This window comes from Streptomyces sp. NPDC014894, assembly GCF_043080985.1.
Taxonomy (GTDB): Bacteria; Actinomycetota; Actinomycetes; order Streptomycetales; family Streptomycetaceae; genus Streptomyces.
Genome location: NZ_JBIBWD010000021.1, coordinates 25258 through 51681 on the forward strand (window position 1 = coordinate 25258; position 26424 = coordinate 51681).

The 26424-nt window shown below is 72.4% G+C and carries 24 protein-coding genes, 1 tRNA gene and 1 pseudogene; 10 read left to right on the top strand and 16 right to left on the bottom strand.

The window, feature by feature from the left end; translation table 11 throughout:
* Positions 1-64: 64 nt before the first annotated feature.
* Both ACF089_RS33250 and ACF089_RS33255 read right to left on the bottom strand, forming a co-directional pair.
* The gene (locus ACF089_RS33250; RefSeq protein ID WP_392035018.1) at positions 65-883 is read right to left on the bottom strand and encodes an SGNH/GDSL hydrolase family protein; all 819 of its coding nucleotides are present in this window, start codon (positions 881-883) and stop codon (positions 65-67) included.
* Positions 884-1127: 244 nt separating this feature from the next.
* Positions 1128-1922 carry a polysaccharide deacetylase family protein gene (locus ACF089_RS33255; RefSeq protein WP_392035021.1) on the bottom strand — a complete coding sequence of 265 codons (795 nt, stop codon included), beginning with the start codon at positions 1920-1922 and terminating at the stop codon, positions 1128-1130.
* A gap of 147 nt (positions 1923-2069) precedes the next feature.
* On the opposite strand from ACF089_RS33255, the gene ACF089_RS33260 reads away from it, so the two are divergent.
* Genes ACF089_RS33260 through ACF089_RS33270 form a run of 3 tightly spaced genes read left to right on the top strand, consistent with a single transcriptional unit; the run spans position 2070 to position 4791 of the window.
* On the top strand, positions 2070-2771 hold the full coding sequence (locus ACF089_RS33260) for a response regulator (protein ID WP_392035024.1): 702 nt from the start codon (positions 2070-2072) through the stop codon (positions 2769-2771).
* Entirely contained in the window at positions 2768-4240 is a 1473-nt protein-coding gene (locus ACF089_RS33265) for an ATP-binding protein (protein ID WP_392035027.1), read from the top strand. The genes ACF089_RS33260 and ACF089_RS33265 overlap by 4 nt, the downstream gene beginning before the upstream one ends.
* Complete coding sequence (locus ACF089_RS33270) at positions 4237-4791, top strand: GerMN domain-containing protein (protein ID WP_392035030.1); 555 nt, start codon at positions 4237-4239, stop codon at positions 4789-4791. The genes ACF089_RS33265 and ACF089_RS33270 overlap by 4 nt, the downstream gene beginning before the upstream one ends.
* Before the next feature lie 419 nt (positions 4792-5210).
* Here the strand turns inward: ACF089_RS33270 and ACF089_RS33275 are convergent, their stop codons facing one another.
* The gene (locus ACF089_RS33275) at positions 5211-5636 is read right to left on the bottom strand and encodes a winged helix-turn-helix transcriptional regulator (RefSeq protein WP_392035032.1); all 426 of its coding nucleotides are present in this window, start codon (positions 5634-5636) and stop codon (positions 5211-5213) included.
* A 76-nt stretch (positions 5637-5712) separates the two neighbouring features.
* Between ACF089_RS33275 and ACF089_RS33280 the strand changes: the two genes are divergently transcribed.
* Positions 5713-6123 carry a RidA family protein gene (locus tag ACF089_RS33280; RefSeq protein ID WP_392035035.1) on the top strand — a complete coding sequence of 137 codons (411 nt, stop codon included), beginning with the start codon at positions 5713-5715 and terminating at the stop codon, positions 6121-6123.
* A gap of 93 nt (positions 6124-6216) precedes the next feature.
* Here ACF089_RS33280 and ACF089_RS33285 read toward each other — a convergent pair whose 3' ends face one another.
* Positions 6217-7236, bottom strand: coding sequence for a zinc-binding dehydrogenase (locus ACF089_RS33285; RefSeq protein ID WP_392035038.1), 1020 nt, complete (start codon positions 7234-7236; stop codon positions 6217-6219).
* A gap of 61 nt (positions 7237-7297) precedes the next feature.
* Here ACF089_RS33285 and ACF089_RS33290 point away from each other — a divergent pair, with 61 nt between their 5' ends.
* Complete coding sequence (locus ACF089_RS33290; protein WP_392035040.1) at positions 7298-7606, top strand: ArsR/SmtB family transcription factor; 309 nt, start codon at positions 7298-7300, stop codon at positions 7604-7606.
* Positions 7607-7750: 144 nt separating this feature from the next.
* Here ACF089_RS33290 and ACF089_RS33295 read toward each other — a convergent pair.
* Positions 7751-8001, bottom strand: a pseudogene (locus tag ACF089_RS33295) (CGNR zinc finger domain-containing protein); the annotation flags it as partial.
* 128 nt (positions 8002-8129) lie between these two features.
* Positions 8130-8217: transfer RNA gene (locus ACF089_RS33300), tRNA-Leu, on the bottom strand.
* 468 nt (positions 8218-8685) lie between these two features.
* Here ACF089_RS33300 and ACF089_RS33305 point away from each other — a divergent pair.
* The 3 genes from ACF089_RS33305 to ACF089_RS33315 are packed head-to-tail and all read left to right on the top strand — an operon-like array spanning position 8686 to position 11323.
* On the top strand, positions 8686-9387 hold the full coding sequence (locus ACF089_RS33305) for a class I SAM-dependent methyltransferase (protein ID WP_392035044.1): 702 nt from the start codon (positions 8686-8688) through the stop codon (positions 9385-9387).
* A gap of 17 nt (positions 9388-9404) precedes the next feature.
* Positions 9405-10109 (top strand): tRNA-dependent cyclodipeptide synthase, encoded by a 705-nt coding sequence (locus ACF089_RS33310; RefSeq protein WP_392035047.1) that lies wholly within the window; start codon positions 9405-9407, stop codon positions 10107-10109.
* Positions 10106-11323, top strand: coding sequence for a cytochrome P450 (locus tag ACF089_RS33315; protein WP_392035050.1), 1218 nt, complete (start codon positions 10106-10108; stop codon positions 11321-11323). Before ACF089_RS33310 ends, ACF089_RS33315 begins: the two co-directional genes overlap by 4 nt.
* Positions 11324-11391: 68 nt before the next feature.
* Here the strand turns inward: ACF089_RS33315 and ACF089_RS33320 are convergent, their stop codons facing one another.
* Positions 11392-11673, bottom strand: a complete 282-nt coding sequence (locus tag ACF089_RS33320; protein ID WP_392035053.1) for a heavy-metal-associated domain-containing protein — start codon at positions 11671-11673, stop codon at positions 11392-11394.
* 171 nt (positions 11674-11844) lie between these two features.
* Complete coding sequence (locus tag ACF089_RS33325) at positions 11845-14010, bottom strand: MMPL family transporter (protein WP_392035056.1); 2166 nt, start codon at positions 14008-14010, stop codon at positions 11845-11847.
* Positions 14011-14288: 278 nt separating this feature from the next.
* Between ACF089_RS33325 and ACF089_RS33330 the strand changes: the two genes are divergently transcribed.
* Positions 14289-17495, top strand: a complete 3207-nt coding sequence (locus tag ACF089_RS33330) for a BTAD domain-containing putative transcriptional regulator (RefSeq protein ID WP_392035059.1) — start codon at positions 14289-14291, stop codon at positions 17493-17495.
* A gap of 610 nt (positions 17496-18105) precedes the next feature.
* Entirely contained in the window at positions 18106-18528 is a 423-nt protein-coding gene (locus tag ACF089_RS33335) for a nuclear transport factor 2 family protein (RefSeq protein ID WP_392035062.1), read from the top strand.
* Positions 18529-18758: 230 nt separating this feature from the next.
* On the opposite strand, the gene ACF089_RS33340 is transcribed toward ACF089_RS33335, so the two are convergent.
* From ACF089_RS33340 to ACF089_RS33375, 8 genes are all read right to left on the bottom strand, one after another.
* A complete protein-coding gene (locus ACF089_RS33340; protein ID WP_392035065.1) occupies positions 18759-19157 on the bottom strand; it encodes a nuclear transport factor 2 family protein in 399 nt (132 codons plus the stop codon).
* Between the two features lie 155 nt (positions 19158-19312).
* On the bottom strand, positions 19313-20404 hold the full coding sequence (locus ACF089_RS33345; protein ID WP_392035068.1) for a sugar phosphate isomerase/epimerase family protein: 1092 nt from the start codon (positions 20402-20404) through the stop codon (positions 19313-19315).
* A 34-nt stretch (positions 20405-20438) separates the two neighbouring features.
* Positions 20439-21866, bottom strand: a complete 1428-nt coding sequence (locus ACF089_RS33350; RefSeq protein WP_392035071.1) for an alkaline phosphatase family protein — start codon at positions 21864-21866, stop codon at positions 20439-20441.
* Positions 21863-23032, bottom strand: coding sequence for a metabolite traffic protein EboE (eboE, locus tag ACF089_RS33355; protein ID WP_392035073.1), 1170 nt, complete (start codon positions 23030-23032; stop codon positions 21863-21865). The genes ACF089_RS33350 and eboE overlap by 4 nt, the downstream gene beginning before the upstream one ends.
* Before the next feature lie 12 nt (positions 23033-23044).
* Positions 23045-23893 carry a TatD family hydrolase gene (locus tag ACF089_RS33360; RefSeq protein ID WP_392035076.1) on the bottom strand — a complete coding sequence of 283 codons (849 nt, stop codon included), beginning with the start codon at positions 23891-23893 and terminating at the stop codon, positions 23045-23047.
* On the bottom strand, positions 23893-24489 hold the full coding sequence (locus ACF089_RS33365; protein ID WP_392035079.1) for an EboA domain-containing protein: 597 nt from the start codon (positions 24487-24489) through the stop codon (positions 23893-23895). The genes ACF089_RS33360 and ACF089_RS33365 overlap by 1 nt, the downstream gene beginning before the upstream one ends.
* On the bottom strand, positions 24483-25358 hold the full coding sequence (locus ACF089_RS33370) for a sugar phosphate isomerase/epimerase family protein (protein WP_392035082.1): 876 nt from the start codon (positions 25356-25358) through the stop codon (positions 24483-24485). Before ACF089_RS33370 ends, ACF089_RS33365 begins: the two co-directional genes overlap by 7 nt.
* Positions 25355-26365, bottom strand: a complete 1011-nt coding sequence (locus tag ACF089_RS33375; protein WP_392035084.1) for an SCO3242 family prenyltransferase — start codon at positions 26363-26365, stop codon at positions 25355-25357. Before ACF089_RS33375 ends, ACF089_RS33370 begins: the two co-directional genes overlap by 4 nt.
* Positions 26366-26424 lie beyond the last annotated feature (59 nt).

Consider the following 26424-nt stretch of genomic DNA (forward strand, 5'->3'; position numbering starts at 1 on the left):
GACCGCGACACCCCTGCGTCGGTTTCCGGTGCGGGAACGGGCGTCGACCGCCCTCTCCGGCCGGCTACGAGCAGCCGAACTTTCCGTACACCTTGTCGGCGGTCCATGCCCCCGTGGCCCACTGGCCGGCCGCTGCCGGGGTGAAGGGGTAGAGCGTGTCGAGCTTCTTGCCGAACCACTGCGCGAAAGCGGCCGAGCCCTGCTGGCAGGAGTGGATGCCGTCCTCGCTGCGCTGTGCCTCGGCGGCGGTGCTGTCGGTGCCCCACAGCGTCGAGGCATCGAGGAAGTGGACGGTGTCCGGATGCTGCTCGGCGACGCTCTCGGCCGACTTCGGGGCGGTGTCGATCGCGGCCGCGTGGGGCTTGTAGAAGTCGTCGATCTTGAAGGGGGGTACGGACACGATGACGAGTTCGGCGCCCGCGTCGTTCACGGTCTTGGTCAGGCGCTCGTAGGCGGCGCGCTGCTCCTGGGGGGTGCCCCAGTCGAAGGTGGTGATCTGGTAGGCGACGACGTCCGGCTTGAACGCGGCCAGTTCTCCGGGGAGTTCTTCCCAGGTCGGAGCGGCTGTCTCGCCGACCACACCGCCACCGCCGGCGGCGGCCACGGATTTGAACGTGATGCCGCCGGCGGTCATGGCCGCCCCGAGAGCCGGGGCCTGCGCCTCGCCGATGGAGTCGCCCATCCACAGGAGTCTGTCCGGCCTCGTGCCCTTCTTCTCACCGCCGGCGGACGATTGGTCGCCGGGTACCGCGGCTGTGGTGGCGCGGGCAGGAGTGTCGTCGGCACCGCCGCAGGCGGTGAGGGCAAGCCCGCTCGTCGCCGCGAGGAGGACGAGGCGGACGGTGTGCCCGCGTCGGGGGGAGAAGGAGTTCGTGCTGTTCATGACTCCAGCGAAACCGGCCGGGCGGAGTGACCGGGAGGCTGTTTTCGTCTCGTCACGTACCGGGAGACAGGTCGGCATACGTTGCCAGAGCCCTGGTCACCGCGGCATCCGTGCGGTGCCTGTCGGCGCGGTCAGGGGCGCGGGTCGGCGGGTCCCGCCGGGGACGGCTCCGGCGATCCGGCTCGACGCCGGACGCCCCACCGTGTCGATCCCGCGCCGGGGACGAGGATCGCGTGAGCGAGCGTCATGCGGCCCGGGGGAAGCTGAAGGCGTAGCCCTGCTCGGTGAACCAGGGGAGGAGTCGCTCCATGGCCTCGATCGTCTGGGCCCGGTTCCCGCCCCCGTCGTGGAGGAGAACCGTCGGCCCTCGGGGGATCTGGTTCTTCACCGCACGGACGATCGTGTCGGCGCCGGGCCGGCGGAAGTCGCCGGGATCGACGTTCCAGCCGAGGCTCCGCATCCCGTGGGCAGCCGCGATCTGGCGGCTTGGCGGGGTGAAGGCGCCGCCCGGGGCGCGGTAGTACCGGACGCGGGCTCCCCCGGACGCCCGGTCGATCATCTTCTTGGCGTCGAGGATCTCCTTCTGCTGGTAGGCGACGGGCTTCTTGTCCATGGCGGTGTCGTGGCTGACCGCGTGGTCGCACAGCCGGTGGCCTTCGGCGACCATCCTCTTGACGAGGTCGGGGTGGGCGGCGGCGTTCGGGCCGGTCAGGCAGAAGACGGCCTTGGCCTTGTGCCGTTTCAGCAGTTCCAGTGCCTTGGGGGTCCAGCGCGGGTCGGGGCCGTCGTCGAGCGTGAGGTTCACCGTTTTCCCGGTGTCCTCGGACTCCCGGACGATGGCCGTGTCCACGGTGGGCGTGGGCAGGGCGGGAGCGGCAGCCGCCCTCGGGCCCGCCGCCGTGCCGCCGGTCGCCTCATCGCTCGAATCCGCCGTCATCGTGATGGCGGCCGTCCCTGCCAGAACCAGGACCGCGGCGGTGGTGACCACCGTCCGTCGGACTGTGCGGGCGCTCCGGCTGCTGTGTGTGTGATCGCTCATGCCTCCGACAGAACCGGGCATTGACCGGCAACGACCGGTTGTCATCGTTTCATCATGAAGTACGGGGAAAAGCGTCATACCCTTCGAACATCCTGGTCGGAAATGCCCCTCGCCCAGACCGAGCAGATGGAGAAGTGAGCACCGCCCATGGCACGAGTCCTGCTCATAGAAGACGACCCCGCCGTGCAGAAGGGCGTCTCGCTCGCGCTCGGGCGCCGGGGTCACGACGTGGAGGTCGCCGCCCGGGGCGAGACCGGGCTCCTCGCCCTGGAGCGCTACCGGCCCGATCTGGTGCTGCTCGATCTGATGCTGCCGCGGATGAGCGGCCTGGAGGTGTGCCGCCGGATCCGTGAGAGCAAGCAGGTTCCGATCATCATCCTCTCCGCCCGCGGCGACGAGATCGACATGGTCGTCGGACTGGAGGCGGGCGCCGACGACTACATCACCAAACCGGCCGGCGGCGAGATCATCGAAGCCCGGATGAAGGCCGTTCTGCGCCGGGTGGCGCCCTCCCAGGACGCCCGGGGGGCAGTGCTCCCGACCGGAGTGGAGCACTATGCCGACCTCACGGTGGACCGCACCACCCTGGTCGTGACCAAACACGGCGCGGAACTGCCCCTGGCTCCTTCCGAGCTGAAACTGCTGCTGTTCCTCACCTCGACCCCGGGACAGGTCTACAGCCGGCACCAGCTGTTGGAGCAGGTCTGGGAGTACGCCTTCTACGGGGACGTCCGACTCGTCGACGCCTGCGTGATGCGGCTGCGCGCCAAGATCGAGAACCATCCGCGCCGGCCGGTGTACGTGCAGACCGTGCGCGGCTTCGGCTACCGCTTCGGACCCGTGGAGTGAGCACCCGGTTCCGCCTTCCCAGGGGGCTGCGGGCACGGCTCGTCGCCGCCTTCCTCGTGGCCGCGGCCTTCGGCGCCCTGCTCACCGCGGGCCTCACCTTCCAGCAGGCCCGCTCGGCCATCCTGGAGCGCACCCAGAACTCCGCCGTCGCCGACCTGCGCGCCCAGCTCGACTCGCTCGCCCCCGACCTGACCATGCCCCCCAGCGGTAAAGACCTGCGCGGCCTCACCCTCCAGCTCGACCGGGCCGGAGGCGCCCGGGCATGGCGTTCCTCCGCGTCGTACCAGGGCGGCGATCCCGTCTCGGCCTCCCCCGGCGCACCGCCCGTGCCCCGGGGACTGCGCGAAGCCGTCCAGGACAACGGCCAGGCAGCATACGAACGCACCGAAGGCGACGGCGATCCCCGGCTGACCGTCGGCATGCCCGTCGCCCACACCCCCGACCCGGCACGACCCAACAGGGCGGGCAAGCTCTCCGGACTCACCGTCTACGCCTCCTTCCCGCTCGACGACGACCGGGCCGATATCGACGCTCTCGTCACCGCCGCCCGCACCGGAGCGATTCCCTCACTCGTCCTCGCCGTCATCCCGGCCCTGTTCGCCGCCCGCAGCGTGCTGCGCCCGGTACGACGGCTGCGCAGCGGCGCCGAACGCGTCGCCGCGGGGAAGTTCGACACCCGTCTCGACGCCGAGGGGCACGACGAACTCGCCGATCTGACCCGCTCCTTCAACACCATGGCCGCGACCTTGCAGAAGGACGACGCCGAGCTGCGCCGCATGGAAGCGGGCGCGCGCCGTTTCGCCGCCGACGTCGCCCATGAGCTGCGCACTCCCCTCGCGGCCATGATCGCCGTTACGGAGGTCCTCGACGAGGACGCCGCGTGCGGCGCCCTGCCCGCCGACACCGCCGACGCCGTCCGGCTGATCAGCGGGGAGACCCGCAAGATCGCCCGGCTGGTGGAGGATCTGATGGAGGTGTCGCGTTTTGACGCCGGGGCCGCCCCGCTGGACGCGGAGAATCTGGACCTGCGGGCCATCGTGTCCAAAACCCTGCGGCTGCGCGGTTGGGCCGACGACGAACGCGTCGGCACCGACCTGCCGGCCCCGGTTCCGGTACACGCCGACCCACGCCGTGTCGATGTCGTCCTGGCCAACCTCATCGGCAACGCCCTGCGCCACGGCAGTCCCCCCGTCACCGTCTCCGCCCGCGTCGAGGACGACCAGGCGGTCGTCACGGTCACCGATCACGGCCCCGGCATCCCCGCCGACGTACTTCCGCATGTCTTCGAACGCTTCTACAAGGCCGACGCGGCGCGCGCCCGCTCGGAAGGCAGCGGCCTCGGCCTGGCCATCGCCCAGGAGAACGCTCTCCTGCACGGCGGCGTCCTGACCGCGGGCAACGCCCCCGGCCGCGGCGCCGTCTTCACCCTCGCCCTTCCGCTCGCCGCGTCCCCCCAGGAACAGCGATGATCCACGCCCCCCGGGGACGGCGCGCCTTCCGCGCCTGCGCTGCCGCCCTGCTCGTCGCCGCGGCTGCCGGCTGTGGGATCAGCGCCACCGGACCGGTGCGGGCGGGTGCGCCCGCCTCGGGCGTCCCGCAGCCCGGCACCACGGACAGTTCCGTCCGCATCTACTTCGCCGACCCCTACGGCGTCCGCGCCGTCACCCGCCCCACGGACCGGCCGCTTGACCCGCAGCAGGCTCTCGACCTGCTCCTGAAAGGCCCCACCGCCGCCGAACGCGAACGCGGCCTGACCACTCAAATCCCCTCGGCGGTCGGCCGTCTCACCGCCACCACGACAACCGGCACCGTCGACATTTCCATCCCCCTCCAAGTCGCCACAGGCGAACTCGACCTCACCGTCATCAGCCAGATCGTCTGTACCGCCGCCCACGCCCAGGTCCCGGGCGACAGACCCGCGACGCAGGTCCACATCCGCATCCACGAGAGCAGCCTGGGTCCCGAGGAACCGTGGACGGTCCGCTGCGCCCCCAACGGCGCCGCGACCTCCGTGAAGTGACACCCCGCACGGGCACACGCCCACTCCACGTCGCCGTCGCGATCACCAGAGGACGCAGATACCTCAGAGCGCCCCATGCCGTCCGGCTCAGTCCTGCGAAGGCCCTCCCGGGGTCGAGGACGGCTCTGCCGGAGGGCATCGAGGCCGATCAGATCACCCCGTACCCGGCAAGCAGCCTGCTCGGCATCGCTTCTCGGACGCGGCGCATTCCGGCCTGGGACCGCGGGCGGGAGACGGCTGGGCACCGGGCGATCACGCCGCGACGGGCATGCCGATCCACCGCCGCAAGCCCCGCAGCTCTCGGCGGAGCCTGCCGGAGGGCGGAAAGTGGATTCTTGCCGACCGGAGGGATCCTCTCGTGCCTGATCGCCCGTTCGACTCTCGTGCCACGGCGGGATTTCACTGGCTGAGCCGTGGTTTCACCGGGCGGCGGGAGCGCGGCGGGCCGGCGGGTGGTCGGGGGCCGTCTCAGGGAGGCCGGCCCCCTCCTCCCGCGCGTCGAAGCCTTCGCGGGCGCGCTCGATGGCGGGCATGTTCTGGGCGGCCCAGGCCAGCAGCACGTCGACGGGGCGCCGGAGGGTCTTGCCGAGCGGGGTGATCCGGTACCTGACCGCCACGGGGCGGGTGGAGACGACCTCGCGCTCGATCACGCCGTTGCGTTCGAGCCGCCGGAGCGTGGCGGTCAGCGACTTCTGTGTGACTCGGGGGATGGCCCGGCGCAGTTCGTTGAAGCGGCAGGGGCGTTCGCACAGCTCGTTGAGAACGCTGAGCGACCACTTGTCGAGGACCTGGTCGAGCAGTTCGCGGTGCGGGGCGTCGATGCGGAGTTCGTCGTCGGTATCCATGGCGAAACCTGGTCTCGTTGAAGTGTCTTCCTGCCACTAGGTAGCTTAAAGATACCTACTTCGCGGGAGAGAGACCATGACCGTTCAGCACTTCACCCCGGAAGGCATGCCGCAGCCGACCCCGTACCACCATGTCGCCGTGGGCACCGGGTCGAGGCACGTCCACGTCAGCGGCCAGGTCGCCCGCCGGGCCGACGGCACTCCCGTCGCGCCCGGCGATCTGGCCGGGCAGGTCGCCCACGCCCTGCGCAACACCGCCGTCGGACTGTCGGGCGCGGGGGCGTCGTTCGCGGACGTACTGCGTCTGACGTTCTATGTGACCCGGTGGAGCCCGGAGAAGATCGGCGACTTCATGGCGGGCGTGGAGGCCGTCGCCGACGAGATCGGCCTCCCGCTTCCCCTGCCCCCGGCCTCCCTCATCGGCGTCGAGTACCTCTTCGAGCCGGACGTCCTCGTCGAGGTCGAGGCGACCGCGCTCCTGGACTGATCCCTTCGGGCACGTGCCACCCCCCACTCGTCTCCACAGCCGAGCGGAGGGAAGGCGGCAGGCCGGATGGATCGGCAATGGGCAGCCGGTTGCTCAGCGCGACGGCGTCGTCCGGTGCGGCGGCTCGTCGAGGGGGTGCACGGCGATGGCGATCTTGCCGCGAGGGCGTCGGCGGCCGTCGGCGGTGGAGCCGCCCTCCAGCAGCGTGTGCGCCTGCACGATCTCGTCCAGCGGGAGCACCGTGCCGATCACCGGCCGGAGTTCGCCCTGGTCGACCAGGCGGCCGAGGGCTTCGAACTTCGCCCGGCCGGGGCCGGCGAAGAGGAAGTGGTAGGTCGCGTTCACGCCCCACGCGGCGAGCAGATTCTGCGGTTCGGGGGTGTCGACGATGGTCACCACGCGACCCCGGTCGGCGAGGACCTCCGGGCTGCGGGCGAGGGTGTCCCCGCCCACCGTGTCCAGGACGACGTCCACCCCGCCCAGCTCGCGGACCCGCGGCGCGTAGTCTCCGGTCGAGAAGTCGATCGCGTGGTCCGCCCCAAGGCCGGAGACGAACGCGTGGTCCCTCGCCCGAGCGGTGGTCACCACCTCGGCCCCCAGCGCGCGGGCGACCTGGATGGCGGCGGAGCCGACTCCGCCCGCTCCGCCGTGCACCAGGACCCGTTCCCCGGCCCGCACCCCGGCTCGTTCGACCAGCGCCTCCCACACCGTCACCCCCACGACCCCGAGACCGGCGGCCTCGACATGCGACAACCGTGCGGGCTTGCGGGCGACCAGGGCCTGGTCGACCACATGGAACTCGGCATAGGAGCCCGGTCCGTCGAAGGCCGGCGCTATGTACCAGACCTCGTCACCCGAATGGAAGTCGTCCGCCCCAGGGCCGGTCTCGACCACGACGCCGGACACGTCGTTGCCGATCACCGCGGGCAGCGCCACCTGGTCGCGGTAGTCGCCGCGCCGGGTCTGCAGGTCGAGGGGGTTCACGGACGTGGCCATCACGCGCACCAGCACCTGGCCGGGCCCCGGAGCGGGCCTTGGCAGCTCTCGGGCGGCGAACGCGTCTTCCGCGTCACCGAAGCGGACGAGTTCCATCACACGCATCGAAGTCGACATGCGACGAACTTAGATCGTCATATCGCGAATCGTCAATCTGTATATGCGTTAAGATCGTCGCGTGTTCTCGGAGGCGGAGTTGCTGGCTGTGTTCCGGGCCCTGTCCAATCCGGCCCGCCGCCAGATCCTGGTGTGGCTCAAGGAGCCGATGAGCTTCCCCGGCCAGGAGCCCGACGACATCGAGATCGGCGTCTGCGTGACCGACATCCAGCGACGTGCGGGTCTGGGGCAGTCGACCACCTCGCAGTACCTCACGATGCTGCGGCAAGCAGGGCTGGTGATCGCCACCCGGCGGGGCAAGTGGACCTACTACCGCCGCGACGAGGAGAACATCGCCCGCCTCCTGAAAACCCTGCGCGACGTCTTCTAGACCCGCGTCGAACAGACCTGTGTCGAAAGTCGATCCTGAGCTGTGAATGATCACAGCTCATGGCCGAGGCCGCGCGAGTGGATCGCGGCCCTTTCGGCCGGAGCGCCGGGCGCCGCTCGCACCGGGCCCCCGGGACGGGTCAGCGGTGCGCTCATAGCAACGGCGCGCCTTCTCACCGTTGCCGCAGACGGCCATCGAACACCAGCGGGCACGGTCGGCGCGGCTGCGGCCGAGCAGGAACAACCGGCACTCGGCGTTGACGCGGGGGCGCAGGCGTCCGGGCATCCGCTCCTCGGCGGCGGCCCGGGCGAGAACCGCCCGACGGCCGGCCGGGCGCGCGGAGGAGTCATGACCGCCCACGGAAGACCCTCCGAAGCGATCTCCGGGATCCGGTGGCCGGCGCGGCGGGCCCCCCGGGCGCACCCGCACCGAACAGGATCCCGCACACAAAAGAACTCCCAGCCGGACGAGCCGGTACTGGGAGTTCTGTAAAGCCAACCTGCGTATTCATGCGAAATATCGCTGGTGTCCGAGGGGGGACTTGAACCCCCACGCCCGATAAAGGGCACTAGCACCTCAAGCTAGCGCGTCTGCCATTCCGCCACCCGGACCAGGTGACCGCCCGGTTTCCCGTGGCGACAGGGAAAACAATACCAGGGGTTTGACCCTCACCGCGCCTGGCCTGCGCATACGTGGCACATGCCCCTGACAGGGCGCCCTGGGCGATCACCGCGCGGCCGGCTCGGCGGCGGCCGGGGCGCGGGGCGGGGCGGAGAGTCGGCGGAGGGCCGGCGGAGGGATCTGTTCCCGTGGGTGGGGGCGGGTGGGCGAGAGGGGATGGTTCGTCCTCGTACCTCCTGCGGGACAGCAATCTGGGCGAAGACAGGACGCCGAGACTGACGCAAGATCGTCAAGGAGCCGCCGCCATCCCCGGCGGGGGTGCTCCGCGTCCGTGGCGCGCCCGCGAGGGGTTCCGCGCCGCCTTCCCCGGAGGGACACGTATGAGCGGCAGTACGCGATCGGCAGTGGACAGCCAGTTCGACGAGACGGTGACGGCATACGAAAGGAGCATGAGCGCGATGCCGTTACGTGAGCATGTCGAGGCGCACAGTTTCCGGCTGGCGGCCGGCGCGGTGGACGGGCTGGCGGTCCTGGACATGGGGTGCGGGAGCGGGCTCTTCACCAGGATGCTGAGGAGCGCGGGAGCGGCGCGGGCCGTCGGGCTGGACTCGTCCGAGCCGATGATCGACTACGCGCGGCGGCGGGAGGAGCGGGACGGGCTGGGCGTCCGCTTCCTGCTGGGCGATGCGACGGCCGATTCCCCGGCGGAGCTGGAGAATCGTTTCGACCTGGTCACTGCGGTGTACATGCTGCCTTATGCCCGCACGATGGACGAGCTGACGGCGATGTGCGCGACGGCGCGGCGGGCCCTGCGGGCGGGCGGGCCCGGACGGTTTCTGACGTACACGATGAACCCCGGGCTCTCCGTCGCACCCGGCAGGTATCGGCCCTACGGTCTGGAGCCCGCCCTCGCGGAGCCCCGGCACGACGGCGCGGCCGGGGTGCTGCGGGCTTGGTTCGGCGAGCACACCCTCGGTCTCGACTTCGTCTACTGGTCCCGCGAGGCGCAGGAGGAGGCCCTGCGCCGGGCCGGGTTCACCGGGATCTCGTGGATCCGGCCCACCGTCTCGGCGGAGGGGGTGAAACTCTTCGGGGCCGAGTTCTGGGACGACTATCTGGACTGTCCGCACTCTCTGCTGCTCGAAGCCGTGGCCGGCTGAGGCGAAGGGGGAGAGGAATGTCCATACCGGTCGGATTCACCGTCGAGCCCTGCACACCCGAGAGCGCGCTGCTGGTGGACGAGGCGGAGCACGCCCTCATCGGCCTCTCGCCGTGGAACGCGTACTACAAACCGAGAACCGTGGAAGCGCTCGTGGACTGGGCCTGCGAGCACTTCAAGAAGGTCGACTTCGTCATACCGGGGTACGAGGCCGTGCACACCCTCACCGCCGCCGGATACGGCGTCGCGGACGCCGTGCACCGTACCCGCAGGGCCGTGAAGCAGCTCCGCAATCCGGTGCGGCGGGCCCTGCTGCGGCGCGGCGCCGACGATCCGGAGCACCGGGTGCACACCTGGACGGCGCTGACCGCCCGCCCCGCCTACGCGGCCGCCCGGCGAAGGGCCGAGACGGCCTATCGGGAGGACGCCGCGGTGCGCCGCGCCTGCCGGGAGACGGCGAGCGGCGCGGTGCGGCACGCGGGCGGCGGGACGGAGCCCACCGAGGCGCAGATCGACCGGGCGGTCGGCTACGCCATCGCGGAACTCCCGCTGGTGGTCGAGGGGCCGGAGGTGTTCGGCGTGACCTCGTCCGTCTGCGTCTACCACCGCCGGATGGATCTTCTGGAGCCGTTCATCCAGGGCGAGACGGCCGCCTTCCGCCCGTCGACGGGCCAGGGCTACGCCGTGGTGCGCCGGATCGAGAACCCCGGGAGCGCGTCGTGACCACGACCGCCGAGCCTGATCTTCCGCTGAGCTACCCCTTTCCGCCCGGGCCGCTGGGTACCCCGCCCCCGCTGCTGGCGTGGGCCCGCAAACACCGCCCGGTCTGCCCGGTGAGGCTCCCGTCGGGCGACATCGTCTGGATGATCACCCGCAAGACGGACATCACCCGGGTCCTCACCGACAGCGTCTTCTCGCGGGACCTGGTGTACGAGGGCGCGCCGCGTTTCGTCGGGGACGACTTCACGGCGGTGCGGGGCGGCATCTTCAATCTCGATCCGCCCGACCACGGCCGGGTGCGGCAGGTGATCAGCCGCTTCTACACCCGGACCGGGGTGGAGCGCTTCCGTCCGCTGGTGCGGCGGAACGCGGCCCGGCTGCTGGACGCGATGGAGTCGGGGCTCAATCCGGCCGATCTGGTGGCCGCGTACAGCGCGCCGCTCCCGCTCCGTGTGAGCTGCGACATCCTTCAGGTGCCGGTGGAGCACCGGTCGGCCTTCCACTCCTTCTTCCGGGCGCAGACCAATCTGACGATCACCGCGCGGGAGGTGAGCGAGGCGACCCGGGCCATCGGCGGGTTCACCGCGGAGATCGTGGAGAGCAAACGCCGCTCCGGCGGGGACGACGGGCCGATCGGCGCGCTCATCCAGGCCCGCGCCGACGGCGACATCAGCGAGGACGAGTTGCAGGGGACGGTCTCGTACCTGCTGGTCACCGGGTCCGATCCGCTGGTCTCGCCGCTGGGCGCGGGGGTGCTGACGCTGCTGGTCCACCGCCGTCAGCTCGATGAGGTCCTGGCCGACGGGACGCTGTGGCCGAAGGCCGTGGAGGAGATCCTGCGCTACCACCACAACGGGGTGCTGGGCGTTCCCCGGGTGGCGCTGAAGGAGGTCACCCTGCACGGTGTCACCATCCGCGAGGGGGACGGGGTGAGCACGCCGATGCTGGGGGCGACCTGGGATCCGGCGCACTATCCGAATCCGTCGGTGTTCAACATCCACCGCCGTACGGACGGTACGGCGACCTTCGGCGCGGGGCCGCACTTCTGTCTCGGCGCGTCGCTGACCCGTATGTTCCTGCGCGTGGCCTATCAGGAGCTGTTCGACCGCTTCCCGGGTCTGATGCTCGCGATGTCCGAGCACGATGTGCCGTGGGAGTACGACGTGGCCTTCACCAGGCCCGCGAGTCTGCCGGTGGCCTGGACCGGCCCGGCGTAGACGGAAGAAAGGGTGGTGCGGGGACGATCCCCCGCACCACCCGGAATCCGCTGCCGCGCCGCCTCGCGTCAGGCGCGGCCCACCATCTCGTACCCGATGTCGTCCAGGGTCCGGGCCAGTTCGGCGTCGTCGAGCGCGCGGTCGGAGCTGACGGAGACCCGCTCGCTCTGGACGTCGACCTCGACGCCGCGCACTCCGTCGAGGGTGGTGATCGCCTTGGTGACGGTGGCGGCGCAGTGGGCGCAGACCATGCCCTCGACCAGATAGGTGGCGGTGACACCCGGCTCCTGGGGGGCTTCGCCGGATCCGCTCGGCGCCGAGTCACCGCGGGAAGTCTCGGGGGAGGCCATGAGCTGCTCCTGTGGTCGGGGTCCCGGACATCCCCGACCAAATACCCATCGGGGGTATACAGGTTACCGTAAGCGGTCGGCGACCGCACTCCCCGCGACAGCCCGGCCGACGGCGGCGGCCGCCCCCCGCCCCGGCCGTGGAAGGCCGGGCCGGAAGCGGCCGCCGTCCGCTCACGCGCCGCCGACGAGATCCTTCTCCGGCCGGCCGGCCTGCTCGGGGCCGTCCGGATCGGGCGCTTCCACGGCCACCCGCGGCAGGCTCTTGTCCAGCCACCCCGGCAGCCACCAGTTGGCGTCGCCGATCACATGCATCAGGGCCGGCACCAGCAGCATCCGCAGGATGAAGGCGTCGATGGCCACCGCTCCGGCGAGCGCCACACCCGTCATCACGGCGGCCTGGTCGGCGCTGAGGACGGCCGAACCGAAGACCAACACCATGATCAGCGCGGCGCAGTTGATGACCCGGCTGGTGTCGGTGAGACCGACGCGCACCGCGCGCGCGTTGTCCCGGGTGCGCACCCACTCCTCGTGCATCCTGCTGATGAGGAAGACCTGATAGTCCATCGACAGACCGAACAGCAGCGGCAGCATGAACGCCGGGATGTACGAGGTGATCGGCCCCGCCTTGCCCAGGCCCAGCAGATCGAGCCCCCAGCCCCACTGGAAGATCGCGACGATGATGCCGAAGGCGGCGCCCGCGGCGAGCAGATTCATCACCACCGCCAGCAGCGGCACCACGACACTGCGGAAGGCCAGCATCAGCAGCAGCGAGCCCAGCACGCTGAGCAGCGCGATGAACAGCGGCAGCCGGTCGGTGATCTCCTCGGCGAAGTCCATCTGGACCGCCGTGTTGCCCCCGACATGGACCTGAAGGGTGGTGCCGCGCTCGGCCTGCGGGACGGCGGAGTCGCGCAGCTCGGTGATGAGCGCGTCGGTCCTCTCGTCCTGCGGGGCGTGCTCGGGGATCACCTGGTAGATCCGGATCTCGGCCCCGGGGGGCGTCGGCACCTGCGCCACGTCCGCGATCGAGTCCATCGACCGCACCCGCTCGATCAGACCGTCCAGGGCCGTGACGTCGCCCTCGCCGCCCGGGACGTCGGCGACCAGCTGCAGCGGCCCGTTGAACCCGGGCCCGAAACCGTCGGCGAGCAGGTCGTACGCCTGGCGCGTGGTCTGCGTCTCGGGCTGGTTCCCCTGGTCGCTGGTGCCCAGCCGCAGCGAGAACGCGGGAATCGCCACCACCGCCATCGCCACCACGGCGACGGCCGCGACCAGCCGCGGCCGGCTCTCGACCCGGGCCGCCCAGCGCACCGCGAGACCGCCGGCGCCCGCCTCGGGCTGCGGACCGCTCTCGGCCAGCGCCCGGCGCTCACGGCGGCTGAGGACCTTCATCCGGAACAGCCCCAGCAGCGCGGGCAGCAGCGTGACCGCGCACACCACGCTCAGCAGCACGATGATGATCGTGGCGATCGCGACGCCGTTGAGGAACCGCATGTCGAGGGCGAACACCGCGAGCAGCGACAGACAGACCGTGCCGCCGGCGAACACCACCGCGCGGCCCGAGGTGTTGATCGCCCGCTCGGCCGCCGTGTCAGGCTCCAGACCCGCCTTGAGGCCCTTGCGGTACCGCGTGACCACCAGCAGCGCGTAGTCGATGCCCACGCCGAGGCCGACCAGCGAGGCCAGGATCGGCGCGGCGTCGGGAAGGGTGAGGCCGTGGCTGAGCACGCCCAGCGCCATCACACCCGTGCCGACCCCGAAGAGCGCGGTCAGGATGGGCAGCAGCATTCCGAAGAAGGAGCCGAACGCGATCAGCAGCACGATCGCCGCGGCCAGCACGCCGACCAGCTCCGCGAGCCCCTCGGCCGGCAGCTGGGCGTTCTCGATCGCCAGACCGCCCAGCTCGACCTTCAGCTCGTCGGTACGGGCCTCCTCGGCGCGCTCGATGACCTTCTGGGTGTTCTCCTTGTCCAGGTCGAACGCCTGCTTGGTGAAGGTGACCTCGGCGTAGGCGATCTTCCCGTCCTCGCTGATGTGCCCTTCGCCGTCCTTGTCGTACGGGCTCAGCACCGCGCCCACGTCGGGCAGTCTCGCGATGTCCGCGAGGGCCCGCGTCATCCGGTCGCGGACCGCGTCGTCCCGCACCGAACCGCTCCGGGCCTCCCACACCACGGTGTCGACGTCGCCCGCGCGCTCGGGGAACGCCTTCTCCATGCGCTCGATCGCGCGCATCGACTCGGTGCCCGGCATGTCGAACGCGCTGGAGTAGGCGCTGCCGGCGGCCGAACCGCCCACGCCTATGCCGAACAGCGCGCCCAACCACAGAAGGAGGACCACTATCCGATGTCTGAAACACCAACGCGCCAAGGCAGCCATGTCTCTCCAGAACTCTCACGGGGGAGGAAGGGGAACGAGCGGGGCGGGAGGGAGGCGAACCGCACTGAGGTGCACGGGGGAACAGCGGACTCGGCGGAACCCCCCTCCCGCGGTCGGCGGTACGGATACGGCCAACGTGACCCAGGCTGCACACCGCCGCTCACAACCGGCGCTCAGATCGCTCACATCGGGCATTCATTCGCAGCTCACACGGGAGCCGCGGATGACACCATGGGGGTATGGATGTTGGATTCCTCGGACCGCTGGAGGTCCGGGGCGGGGGGCAGCCCGTCACCGTGGGCGGTGCCCGGCTCCGCACGCTCCTGATCAGGCTGGCCCTGGAGGCGGGCAAATCCGTCTCCGTCGGCTCGCTGGCCGCCGCGCTGTGGCCCCGGGAGGCCCCGGTCAACCGGGGCCACGCGGTGCAGGCGCTCGTCAGCCGGCTGCGCCGGGCGCTGCCCGACGACACGCCGCTGCGCTCCGCCAACGGCGGCTACTGCCTGGACATCCCGCCCGACGCCGTGGACGCGCTGCGCTTCGAGACCCTCGCCCGCCGGGGCGGCCGCGCACTGCGCGAAGGACGCCCGCAGGACGCGTCCCGGCTGCTGGGAGAGGCCCTCACGCTCTGGCGCGGCGAGCCGCTCGCGGACATGTCGGAGTCCGCGTTCGTGACCGGCGCCGTCGCCCGGCTCGAAGAGCTGAGGCTGACCTCGGCCGAGGACCGGGCCGCCGCCGAGCTGGCGCTCGGCGCCGAACTCCCCCGGCTCGTCGCCGAGCTGGAGGCCCTCGTATCGCTCCATCCGCACCGGGAGCGGCTGCGGTCCCTGCTGGTCCGCGCGCTCCACGCGGACGGCAGATCGGCGGAGGCGCTCGGCGCCTACGAGCAGTTCCGGTCGTGGCTGGCCGACCAGCTCGGCAGCGATCCCTCACGCGATCTCCAGGAGACGCATCTCGCGGTGCTGCGGGCCCAGCAGGACGCCGCCCGGCTGCCCCGCGGCCGCCGCCGCGACAACCTCCGCTCCGAGCTGACCAGCTTCGTCGGCCGCGAACAGGAACGCGCCCGGCTCGGCGAACAGCTCGCCGACAGCCGTCTGGTGACGCTCGTCGGCACCGGCGGCACGGGCAAGACCCGGCTGGCGACCGCCGTCGCCCGCGACCTCGCCGACAGCGCCGCGCCCGGCGGCGTCTGGCTGGTCGAACTGGCCTCGGTGACCGACCCGCAGGACGTCGCCCCCACCGTGCTCGCCGCGCTCGGCTCCCGGGGCGTACGCCTCTCCGACGGCACCGGCGGCCCCGGAGACGTCGTCGAACAGCTCACCGAAGTGCTCGCCGCCGCCGCGACCCTGATCGTCCTGGACAACTGCGAACACGTCGTCGAGGCCGCCGCCCGTCTCGCCGACGAACTCCTCGGCCGCTGCCCGCAGCTGAGGATCCTCGCCACCAGCCGGGAGCCCCTCGGCATCCTCGGCGAGGCGCTCTTCCCCGTCACCCCGCTCGGGCTGCCCCGGCCGCTCTCCCCCGCCGAGACGGTGGCGGCCTGTCCCGCCGTACGTCTGTTCGCCGACCGGGCGGCGAGCGTCCGCCCCGGATTCGGCGTCACCGCCGAGAACGCCTCCGCGGTCTCCGACATCTGCCGGCGGCTCGACGGACTGCCGCTCGCCATCGAGCTGGCGGCCGCCCGGATGCGCACCCTCTCCGCGGCGCAGCTCGCCGAACGGCTCGACGACCGGTTCCAGGTCCTCACCGGCGGCAGCCGCACCGCCCGGCCCGAACACCGCACCCTGCGCGCCGTCGTGGCCTGGGGCTGGGACCTGCTCCACGAGGAAGAACGCTCCCTCGCCGAACGGCTCTCGGTCTTCCCCGCCACGATCACCCTCGACGCCGCCGAGCGCGTCGCCTCCGCCGGCGCCCACACCCTGGACACCCTCACCTCGCTCGTCGAGAAGTCCGTCCTCCAGGTCGTCGACGGCACCGAGATCCGCTTCCGCATGCTGGAGACGCTCCGCGCCTACGGACTGGAGCGGCTGGCCGCGCGCGGCGGCGTCGACAGCGCCCGGCGCGCCCACGCCCGCTGCTTCCTGGCCCTCGCCGAGAGCGCCGAACCGCATCTGCGCGACGGCCTCACCCAGATCGGCTGGACCCATGTGCTCACGGCCGACCGGGAAAACCTCCTGGCCGCGTTCCACTTCGCCTGCGAGACCCGGGACGCGGACACCGCCGTACGGCTCGGCGCGGCGCTCTGGTACTTCTGGACCCAGCGCGGCGAACACACCCAGGCCGTCCGGCTGCTGCGGACCGCGCTGCGCCTGCCCGGCGACACCGACCCCGCCGCGCGCGCCCTGGCCACGGCGGGCTATCTCCTCAACAGCATCCTCTCCGGCGACTCCAACAGCGCCAGGAGCGGGCTCGCCGAACTGCGCCCGTACGAGGGCCCGGCCCGGATCCCCTCGGCGGCGGGCGCGCATCCCGCGCCGACGCTGACGGCCCCGCTGCTCGCCTGGGTCAGGGGCGACTCCGAGCGGGGGCTGCGGGAGATCGACGGGCGGCGGGAGGTGCCCGATCCCTGGACCCGGGCGATGCTGTGGCTGATCCGCTCCATGTTCAGCCTCAACGACGGGGACCTCGTCCAGGGCTGCCGCGATCTGCGGCGGTGCGCGGAGGAGTTCCGGATCGTCGGGGAGCGCTGGGGGCTGGCCACCTCGCTGACCTATCTGGCGATCATCCTCATCTCCCGGAGCGAGTTCGAGGACGCCGGGGCCGCGCTGACGGAGGCCATGGGCCCCGCCCGCGAGCTGGGCGGCGACGATCTGCAACGGGTGTGGCTCGCGGTCTCGCACCGGCACGCCGGGCGGGTGGAGGCGGCCCGTGAGGAGCTGCGGAGCGTGGTGAGCAGCCCGTCGTCGGCGAGCCATCTGCGGATGGCGCGGCTCATCCTGGGCGATCTGGCCCGGCTGGACGGCGACTTCCCGGAGTCCTCGCGCCAGTACGCCCTGGCCAGGGGGGCCTGTTCGCCGGACACCTTCGACGACTCGGCCTTCGGAACCCTGTACTGGGCGGGTACGGGACGGCTGGCGCTGGCCCGCGGCGATCTGGCGGGGGCCCGGCGCTCACTGCGCAAGGCGCTCGACGGGGCGCTGGAGGCCGCCGACATGATGCTCGTGGCGATCGTCGGCGTCGCGGTGGCGCAACTGCTGCACAGCTACGACGACTTCCCGCTCGCGGGCCGTCTCCTCGGCGCGGCCCACGCGCTGCGCGGCGCGTCCGACGCCGGGAACCCCGATATATCCCGGCTGGTCGCAGCGCTGACCGAGGAGCTGGGCGAGTCCGGTTTCCGCGCCGCGTACGAGGAGGGGCGTGCGCTGGAGCGCGATGACGCGGTCGCGGGGATCCAGTCGCTGCTGGACCGGGGCGGGGTGGCGCCGGCCGCGGGAGTCGCGCTCGGCTGAGGGGCGCGGGCTCGCGCGGGGCGGGGGCTCGCGCGGGGCGTGAACGGCGGGGCGGGCGGCGGGCGGCCGGGTGCGGCGGGGCGGGTGCGGCGGGGGGGTGCGGCGGGGCGGGGGTGCTCGCAGGGGGCTGAGCCTCGGGGGCGGAGCCCGGAGGCGTTGGGCGGCGGGGTGGCGCGCGCGGGACGGCGGCGAGGCGGTACGTGCGGTTCCGCCGGGGCGGGCTGTGGTGCGGCGCCGACCCGGGGCCTCGCCGTACGGCGTCCGGGGGCCTCGCCGTACGGCGTCCGGGGGCTTCGCCGTACGGTGTCCGGGGCGGATCGTTTCCCTGCGCGGATCACGCGGCGCTCGGGGCCGCGTTTTCGGCCAGGGGTTTCGGCGGCCGAGCGGCGTACTGGCCCGTCCATGGCCGCGATCACGGACAGATGTCCGGCGGCGGCACCTCACCCCAGCTGCGGAATCCGCCTCGACCGCGCGACGGGGCGGCGCACGAGGCCGCGGCGCGCGCCCGGTGGCGTACGGCGCGCGCCTGTCGCTTTGCGCCACACCGGTCCCAACATCCTTTGCCGGTGCGGTACTTGGGGTGTATACCTGGGGAGGGTATCCATCGATCATGAGCGAGAGGACCGGCATGAGCGTCGATCTCGGAACGACTCCCGAGGCGTTCGTCAGCAACTTCTTCAATTCCTACGGAAAGGAGGTCGTCTTCGGGAGCGAGAATCCGGGGCAGGACGTCGACCGCTACTACACGCCGGACTTCACCCAGATCGCCGACGGCGCCGAGATGACCCGGCAGCAGCTGGTGGACCACATTCCGGCCGCGCGCCAGACGTTCGAGAAGATGCACTACGACGTGCAGGAGGCGCTGCTCAGCGGCACCACCCTGGCCACGCGGTTCACCTTCCACGGGACGCTGAAGTCGGGCGGGGCCATAGAGGTCGAGTTCTATCTCTTCGCCGAGGTGGCCGAGGACCGGCGGCTCAGCCGCATCCACCAGGTCACCCGCACGCTGAAGAACGACATGGCGGCCGGCTGAGGCCGAGCGGACCCGAGGGGACCTCGCGGCGCCGACGCGGTGCGCGACGCGAGGTCTCGACGCCTGCCGGGACGCCTGCCGGGACGCCCGGCCGCGACCGGGCCCGCGGGCACCGGGACCCCGCGAGGGCCGTCGGCGCCGTCGGCAACGCGGCGCGGCGCACTCCGCGACCGCCGCCCCGGCCGTGCGGCCCCGTGCTCCGGCACGGACCGCCGGTACGCGTCCGGGCGTCAGCCGTCGGAGTCCGGCAGATTGCGGGTGGCCGAGTTCGCCTGGGAGATCCGGCCGTCGTCGGCCATTTCGAGGAACTCGATGACCTCGATCCGCATCGTCTGGTGCTTCAGCGCGGCGTGGATGATGTAGCGCGACGCGAAGCGATTGCCGTCCTGCACCGCCTCGAGCACCTCGTACCGGCCGCCCGGGACCGCCTGCTTCCGCAGCGGGCGGACATGCTTGATCAACCGCTCCCGGCCCATGGCGATGCCGCCGCTGTTGATGACGAAGTCCGGGGTGTAGTAGCGATCGATGATCGCACCGGCCTCCTCGTCACTGAACAGCAGCTCCTCGTTGTACCGGTTGTAGCGCTCCTCGAGAAAGCTCCGCGGGTCCGTCACCGTGGCGATGCCCATTGACACTCCTACCTGGTACTCCGGGGGGGTATATTCGCTGCGGCTCAGTCAACCAGGGAAGACCGGTGGTCGCAACTGCCCGTCACCCGGGGCGTGTTGTGGAACGGAGCGTCGGGCGGGACCGGCCCGGCGGCAGCGGCCCCGCCCGGGGCGGATCAGCAGTCGTCCTCGCGGAGCCCGCGCAGATGGGCGCCGGAACGGCGGGCGAACGAGAGCGAGTCGGCCGGATTGTCGTGCTCCGCCTGCCAGTGGTGATCACGGCGGTCGCCGCGGGCGGCGTTCACCGCCGAGATGAAACGCCGGTAGTCGATGTCGCCGTCCCCGACGTCCGTCATCCGATAGCCGTCCCGGACGGACTCGTCGCGCTCGCCGTCCTTCACATGGAAGAGCGGATAGCGCTCCGGCTGCCGAAGGACGTACCCCAGCGGGTCCAGGGGCGCGGGCGTGCCGTCCGGGCGCCGGCTGAAACGGTGCCGCGCCACCTGGGCCCAGTAGACGTCCATCTCCAGGAACACCAGGTCAGGGTCGGTCTCGGCGAGCAGTACGTCGTAGAGGCGGACCCGCGGCCGGTCCGTGGCGAACGAGAACTCCTCGGCGTGATTGTGCTGATAGAACTTCATGCCCCGGCGGCGGGCCGCCGCGCCGTAGGCGTTGAAGTCCTCGGCCGCCCGCTTCCACGCGTCGACCGTGCTCCCGTAGCGGAAGGGGGAGGAAGCGGTTCCGATGTGCGGCAGGCCCAGCGCCTGGGCGTCGTCGAGTACCTTCTCCAGATTCTGCGCGAAGGTGTACGCGTCCGGCCGGGCGGAGTGGTAGCCCACATGGCCGCCGATCGGCCGCAGTCCGTGGTCGCGGGCGAGGCTCCGCAGCCGGGCGAGCGAGATGGGGCCGGCGGAACCCTGCTGGTAGCCCGCGAACTCGACCTCGTCGTAGCCGCTCCGCTCCAGCTCGGCGAAGACCGGCGCGAAGCCGAGGGTCGACACCTTGTCGCGCAGCGAGTACAGCTGTATGCCGAGACGGCCGCGCGGCAGCACGGGGCGGCCCCTCCCCCGGCCCCCGCCGTTCTCCTCCGTCCTGCCCCGGTGCAGGTCACCGCCGTGTTCCGGGCCCCGGCCGGGGGACGCGGAGACGGCCGGCGCGGCGGCTCCCAGCAGCGCGGCCGCGGTGGTCCCCGCCGCCACGCCGAGCATGCCGCGTCTGCTCAGCCTGTGGACGAGTTCGGGATCGCTGTCCTTGCCGAAACGGCTCATTGTGGATAACTCCTCGTCATCGGTGAGATGTGGTTCAGTGAAGACCGGCGAGGCCGAGCAGCAGGGCCTTCACATCGGCGGCGGCCACACGGCCGCCCACAGCACGGGGGACGGAGCACAGAATGAGCGGACCTTCGTCATCGCTCGGGGGAAGCCGGCCGTGGCTGCCGCGGACCGGCGACGGATCGAGCGGCACCACCGCCATCCGGTACCGCATACCGAGCCTCTTGCGCGCCAGCGCCCCCGCCGCCCTCAGCCGCACATACGGATCGCGCGGATCGAGGAACAGCTCGGCGGGGTCGTAGCCCGGCTTGCGGTGGATCTCCACCAGCCGGGCGAAGTCCGGGGCCCGGGCGTCGTCGAGCCAGTAGTAGTACGTGAACCAGGCGTCCGGCTCGGCGACGGCGACCAGCTCCCCCGCGCGGGGATGGCCGAGGCCCTCGGCCTTCTTCTCCTCGTCGCCGAGGATCCGCTCGACGCCGGGGAGCGCGGCCAGCGCCTCCCGGGCGGCCGCCAGATCCTCCGGACGGCGCACATACACATGCGCGATCTGATGGTCGGCCACGGCGAAGGCCCGTGACGTCGTCGGATCGAGATACTCCATGCCGTCCTGGGTGTGGACCTCCAGCAGACCGGCCCGCCGCAGCGCACGGTTCACGTCCACGGACCGGCTCACCGTAGTGATGCCGTACTCGGAGAGGGCGACGACCGTACGGCCCTGCTCCCGGGCGTCGTCCAGCAGCGGCGCCATCACCGCGTCCAGCTCGGCCGCGGCCCGGTGGGCGCGCGGGTCGTCGGGGCCGTACCGCTGAAGGTCGTAGTCGAGATGAGGGAGGTAGCACAGGGTCAGATCGGGATCACGGGTGCGCATGAGGTGGCGGGTCGCTCCGACGATCCACCGGCTGGACACGATGTCCGCGCCGGGGCCCCAGAAGTGGAACAGCGGGAAGTCGCCCAGCTCCGCCGTCAGCTCGTCGTGCAGGGACGGCGGCCGGGTGTAGCAGTCGGGCTCCTTGCGGCCGTCCGCGTAGTACACGGGCCGGGGCGTGACGGTGAAGTCGGTGTCCGCGCCCATCGCGTACCACCAGCAGACGTTCGCGACCGTGTACCCGGGACGGACCCGGCGCGCGGCGTCCCACACCTTGTCGCCGGAGACCAGACCGTTGTGCTGCCGCCACAGCAGCACCTCGCCCAGCTCACGGAAGTACCAGCCGTTGCCGACGACGCCGTGCCCGGCCGGCGGCGCGCCGGTGAGAAACGTGGACTGGGCCGCGCAGGTCACCGCGGGCAGCACCGTGTCCAGCGGCGCCCTCGACCCCGAGGCGGCGAGCGCGGCGAGCCGCGGCATGTGCTCCAGCAGCCGCGGAGTGAGCCCGACGACATCGACGACGAGCAGCGCGGCGGACCGGGGGGCGGGGGCGGGTGGGGAGGGGGGAGGGGAGGGGGCCCCCGAGGAGGTCATGGCAGCTCCTTCAGCCCGAGGCCCGCCAGCAGGTCCCGGGCGAGCGTCAGTTCGGCGGCGATGCCGTCCGCGAGCTGGTTCCGGTTGCGGGGGCGGGCTCCGGCGGGGAGGGCCTGCCAGGTGTAGGTCTCCACCTCCAGATGGCGGACGAGCGGCACGGCGGGTCCGACGAGCCGGCCGAGGGTGTCCCGGAGGACGGGCAGGGTGGAGGTGAGGGGCGGGGCGGGCGGGGCGTGCAGGGGGATGTGGAAGTGGGCGCGCCAGGGCGCGCCGTCGGGCAGCGTGTCCTGGGTGAGGGCTTCGCCGAGGTCGTCGGTGCCGCGCAGGCCGGCCGCGGTGCGGGTGCGGGTCTGGTGCAGGAAGCGGGGTTCGGCGAACGCGGCGAGGGCGGTGCGGACTTCGGGGAGGTGGGGTTCCTCCGCGTGGAGGGCGGCGGAGAGCTGGGCCTTGGCGATGGTGACGCCGGCGGCGGTGAGCCGGGCGAGCGCTGTCGCGGGGTCTTCGAAGGAGGTGGCCAGATGGCAGGTGTCGACGCAGACGCCGATTCTGCGGGAGCCGATGGCGGTGAGCGGTCCGATGGCGTCGGCGGTGGTCTCGACGGCGCAGCCGGGTTCGGGTTCGAGGCCGACGCTGATGGATTTCCCGGTCAGCTCCTCCAGGGCGTCGAGCCGTTGGGCGAGGGTGGTGAGGGCGGCGCGGGAGGACGCGGCGGCCCTGGGGTCGAAGCGGGTGCGCCAGGCGAGGGGGAGGGTGGAGATGGTGCCCTCGGTGACGTCGTCGGGCAGCAGTACGGCGAGGAGCCGGGCCAGGTCGGTGGTGTGGGCGAGGCGTTCCGGGTCGGTCCAGTCGGGCCGGTAGACGCGGTATTTGACGTGGTCGTCGCCGAATCCGTCGTAGGGGAATCCGTTGAGGGTGACGACTTCGAGGCCTCGGTGTTCGAGGGCGGCGCGCAGTCCGCGCTGGGCGGCGGGGTCGGTGATCAGGGCGTGGGCGGCGCCTCTGGCGAGCCAGAGGCCGATGCCGAGGCGGTCGCGGCCGAGGCGTCTGCGGACGGGTTCGCAGTGGTCGCGGAGTTGGGCGAGGACGCCGTCGAGGGTTTCGGCGGGGTGGACGTTGGTGCAGTAGGCGAGGTGGACGGTGGTTCCGTCGGGGTGGCGGAAGCGCATGGGGTCCGGTCCTCATTCCCCGCCGCGGAGGATGGAGTTGCCTTCGTGGAGGGGTGCGGGTGGGGCGGTGTCGAGGTGGAGGCGGCCGCTGAGTCCGTAGAAGGCGACGGGGTTGCGCCAGAGGACCCGGTCGGCGTCGTCGTCGGTGAATCCGGCGGCGAGCATGGCGTCGCCGACGCGGCGGGTGGCGGTGGGGTCGCTCTTTCCCCAGTCGGCGGCCGAGTTGACGAGGACCCGGTCCAGTCCGTGGGTGCGAAGGACGGCGACCATGCGGTCCTCGTCCATCTTGGTGTCGGGGTAGATGGAGAAGCCGAGCCAGCAGCCGCTGTCAGAGGCGTGTTCTACGGTGGTTTCGTTGAGGTGGTCGAGGAGGACGCGTTCCGGGGGGAGGGCTGAGGCGCGGACGGCGTCGAGGGTGCGGCGCAGTCCGGCGAGTTTGTCGCGGTGGGGGGTGTGGACGAGGGCGGGCAGGCCGTGGTCGGCGGCGAGCTGGAGCTGGGCGGCGAGTGCGGTGTCCTCGGCCGGGGTCATGGAGTCGTAGCCGATCTCGCCGACGGCGACGACGGAGTCCTTGACGAGGTAGCGCGGGAGTTCTTCGAGGACGGGGCGGCAGCGGGGGTCGTTGGCCTCTTTGGGGTTGAGGGCGATGGCGCAGTGGTGGGCGATGCCGTATTGGGCGGCGCGGAAGGGTTCCCAGCCGAGGAGGGAGTCGAAGTAGTCGTAGAAGCTGTCGGGCGAGGTGCGGGGCTGGCCGAGCCAGAAGGAGGGTTCGACCAGGGCGCGTACGCCTGCTGTGTGCATGGCCCGGTAGTCGTCCGTGGTGCGGGAGGTCATATGGATGTGCGGGTCGAAGATGCGCATCAGGTCTCCTCGGGCGGCTCGCCGGTCAGGGTCTGGGCGCGGATCAGGTCGGGGGGTGTGGTGCGGCCTGCGGCGGTGCGTTCGGCGGCGTAGTCGGCGAGCATGCGGGCGAGTTCGCGGTCGCCGCGCGCGCGGCGTCGCAGTGCGGCGACGGTGTCGAGGGGGACGCCGGTGAAGAGGCATTTGAGGACGGCGTGACGCCAGGAGTGGGCGTCGAGGTGCCGGGCCGCGTAGGGGCCGACGGCGGCGGCGACGAGCCGGGTGTCGTTGGTGCGCAGGGCGTCGTGGACGAGTGGGAGGGCGGCGTCGGGCGGGGTGAGGTGGTGCAGGTGCGGGAGGGCGAGGAGGAGGGCGCGGCGTTCGGCGGCGGTGCCGTGGCGGTAGAGCCGGGTGAGGGTGGGCGGGTCGGGGCGGGCCTGGTTGAGGAGCAGGGTGCGTACGGGGTCGGCGTTGAGCGGTCCGCAGTGGCGGCCGGCGGTGGCGAAGGCGGTCTCCCAGCCGGGTCGGCGGGCGGCGGCTTCGGTGAGGGCGTGGTCGAGCCAGTCGCGGGCGGCGGGGTCGAGGTCGGTGTCGAGCCGGGTGCGGGGGATCAGCATGCGGCGGCCGTTTCGTGGGCTCGGAGGCGGGCGAGGGAGGTGCGGGCGAGTTCGGGGCCGGCGTGGGAGTGGCGGGGCAGTTCGACGACGGTGAGGCCCTGGTAGCCGATGTCGGCGAGGGCGTGGAGTACGGGTGGGAAGTCGATCTCGCCGTCGCCGAGGGGCAGGTGTTCGTGGACGCCTCGGCGCATGTCCTCGATCTGGACGTGGCGGAGCCAGGGGGCGGCGGCGTGGACGCAGTCGGCGGGGGTGCGGTCCTCCAGGCACTGGCAGTGGCCGATGTCGAGGGTGAGTCCGAGGGGTTCGGGGTCGCCGAGGAGTCCGCGCAGGCGGTGGAAGTCGTCGAGGGTGGCGAGGAGGTGGCCTGGTTCGGGTTCGACGGCGAGGGGGATGCCGACGGTGGCTGCGGCGTCGAGGGCCGGGGTGAGGGATTCCGTGAGCCGTTTCCAGGCGGTGGCGGGGTCGGTGCGGTCGGGGGCGGCGCCGCTGAAGCAGTGGACGGCGTGGGCGCCGAGTTCGGCGGCGATCTGTACGGCGGTGATGAGGAGGGCGGTGCGGGTGGCGCGGGCGGCGGGGTCGGGGTCGAGGAGGGAGGGTCCGTGTTTGTGCCGGGGGTCGAGGATGTAGCGGGCGCCGGTTTCGACGGTGACGTCGAGTCCCAGTCGGGTGAGGCGGGCGGCGGTGCGGCGGGTGCGGGCGGGGAGGTCGGGGGCGAGGGGGTCGAGGTGCATGTGGTCGAGGGTGAGTCCGACGCCGTCGTAGCCGAGGTCGGCGAGGAGGGTGAGGGCGTCGTCGAGGCGGAGGTCGGTGAGGCCGTTGGTGCCGTAGCCGTAGCGGAGGGGCGGGGCGGGGGCGGCGGCTGGGGTCATGTGGGGCTGACTCTCCGGGAGAGGGTGCGGGCGAGGGGGGCGAGTGCGGCGAGGGCGAGGGCGGTCACGGCGGCGGCGGGGCCGGGGCGGCGGGCGGCGAGGGCGGCCTGGAGGGGGATCATGGCGCGGATTCCGGCGCCGACGGCGTGTCGGGTGAGGTGTGGGGAGGGGTTGAGGGCGGCGTGGAGGCAGGGGGTGGCGACGGTGCGGGCGTAGCGGAGTGCGAGGGCGGTGCGCAGGAGTCGCCGGGCCGTGGCCGCCGGGCCGGTGCCGGGGGTGGGGTCGGCTGTGGTGAGGGCGGCGAGTCCGGCCGCGGTGGCGAGGGCGGCGAGGGGGGCGGTGGTGGAGCCGCCGTGTGCTTCGTGGCGTGAGACGGCGGTGACGGCGGCGGTGTGGACGCCGAGGGCGAGGGCGGCGGGGAGCGCGGTGGCGGGGGTGCTCCGGTGGGGGGTGCGGGCGGCGGTGGCTCCGAGGAGGAGGTCGAGGGTGCGGGCGGCACCCATGGCGGCGGGTCCGGCGGCGGTGTGTTTGAGGCGGAGGTCGTAGGACCAGACGGTGATGGTCAGGGCGGTGGCGGTGGCGAGCGCGGGGCGGCCCGCGCGGGAGGCGAGGGCGAGTCCGGCGGCGGTGAGGAGGGTGGCGGCGGTGAGGGCGGCGGCGGGGGTGACGCGTCCGGAGGGGATGGGGCGGTGGGGGCGGTCGACGGCGTCTTCCGCGCGGTCGGCCCAGTCGTTGAGGGCCATGCCGGCCTCGTAGAGGCAGAGGGAGGCGCCGAGGGCGAGCGCGGTGCCCCGGTTGGGCCGGAGGCCGAGGGTCGCGGCGCCGGTGAGCGCGTCGCCGGGGACGGTGGTCAGCGCGGAGATACGGAGGAGTTCGGCCCAGGCTTGTAGCCGGTCCCGGGGTGCGGGTCCGGTGGGGGTGCGCCGGGGGCGGTCGGGTGTGGGCGCGCTCCCAGGGGCGTACTCGGGTGCGCTCCCCCGGACCGTCGCGGACCCAGACCCAGGCACAGGCCCAGGCCCAGGACCCGGCAGCGGCTCCCCCACCGTCGCGGACCCCGGTCCCGGCC

Bases quoted from the DNA above. Each gene is read 5' to 3' on its own strand.
- ACF089_RS33250 (WP_392035018.1), bottom strand. From the start codon at position 883: ATGAACAGCACGAACTCCTTCTCCCCCCGACGCGGGCACACCGTCCGC.
- ACF089_RS33255 (WP_392035021.1), bottom strand. From the start codon at position 1,922: ATGAGCGATCACACACACAGCAGCCGGAGCGCCCGCACAGTCCGACGG.
- ACF089_RS33260 (WP_392035024.1), top strand. From the start codon at position 2,070: ATGGCACGAGTCCTGCTCATAGAAGACGACCCCGCCGTGCAGAAGGGC.
- ACF089_RS33270 (WP_392035030.1), top strand. From the start codon at position 4,237: ATGATCCACGCCCCCCGGGGACGGCGCGCCTTCCGCGCCTGCGCTGCC.
- ACF089_RS33275 (WP_392035032.1), bottom strand. From the start codon at position 5,636: ATGGATACCGACGACGAACTCCGCATCGACGCCCCGCACCGCGAACTG.
- ACF089_RS33280 (WP_392035035.1), top strand. From the start codon at position 5,713: ATGACCGTTCAGCACTTCACCCCGGAAGGCATGCCGCAGCCGACCCCG.
- ACF089_RS33285 (WP_392035038.1), bottom strand. From the start codon at position 7,236: ATGTCGACTTCGATGCGTGTGATGGAACTCGTCCGCTTCGGTGACGCG.
- ACF089_RS33305 (WP_392035044.1), top strand. From the start codon at position 8,686: ATGCCGTTACGTGAGCATGTCGAGGCGCACAGTTTCCGGCTGGCGGCC.
- ACF089_RS33310 (WP_392035047.1), top strand. From the start codon at position 9,405: ATGTCCATACCGGTCGGATTCACCGTCGAGCCCTGCACACCCGAGAGC.
- ACF089_RS33320 (WP_392035053.1), bottom strand. From the start codon at position 11,673: ATGGCCTCCCCCGAGACTTCCCGCGGTGACTCGGCGCCGAGCGGATCC.
- ACF089_RS33330 (WP_392035059.1), top strand. From the start codon at position 14,289: ATGGATGTTGGATTCCTCGGACCGCTGGAGGTCCGGGGCGGGGGGCAG.
- ACF089_RS33335 (WP_392035062.1), top strand. From the start codon at position 18,106: ATGAGCGAGAGGACCGGCATGAGCGTCGATCTCGGAACGACTCCCGAG.
- ACF089_RS33340 (WP_392035065.1), bottom strand. From the start codon at position 19,157: ATGGGCATCGCCACGGTGACGGACCCGCGGAGCTTTCTCGAGGAGCGC.
- ACF089_RS33345 (WP_392035068.1), bottom strand. From the start codon at position 20,404: ATGAGCCGTTTCGGCAAGGACAGCGATCCCGAACTCGTCCACAGGCTG.
- ACF089_RS33350 (WP_392035071.1), bottom strand. From the start codon at position 21,866: ATGACCTCCTCGGGGGCCCCCTCCCCTCCCCCCTCCCCACCCGCCCCC.
- eboE (WP_392035073.1), bottom strand. From the start codon at position 23,032: ATGCGCTTCCGCCACCCCGACGGAACCACCGTCCACCTCGCCTACTGC.
- ACF089_RS33360 (WP_392035076.1), bottom strand. From the start codon at position 23,893: ATGCGCATCTTCGACCCGCACATCCATATGACCTCCCGCACCACGGAC.
- ACF089_RS33365 (WP_392035079.1), bottom strand. From the start codon at position 24,489: ATGCTGATCCCCCGCACCCGGCTCGACACCGACCTCGACCCCGCCGCC.
- ACF089_RS33370 (WP_392035082.1), bottom strand. From the start codon at position 25,358: ATGACCCCAGCCGCCGCCCCCGCCCCGCCCCTCCGCTACGGCTACGGC.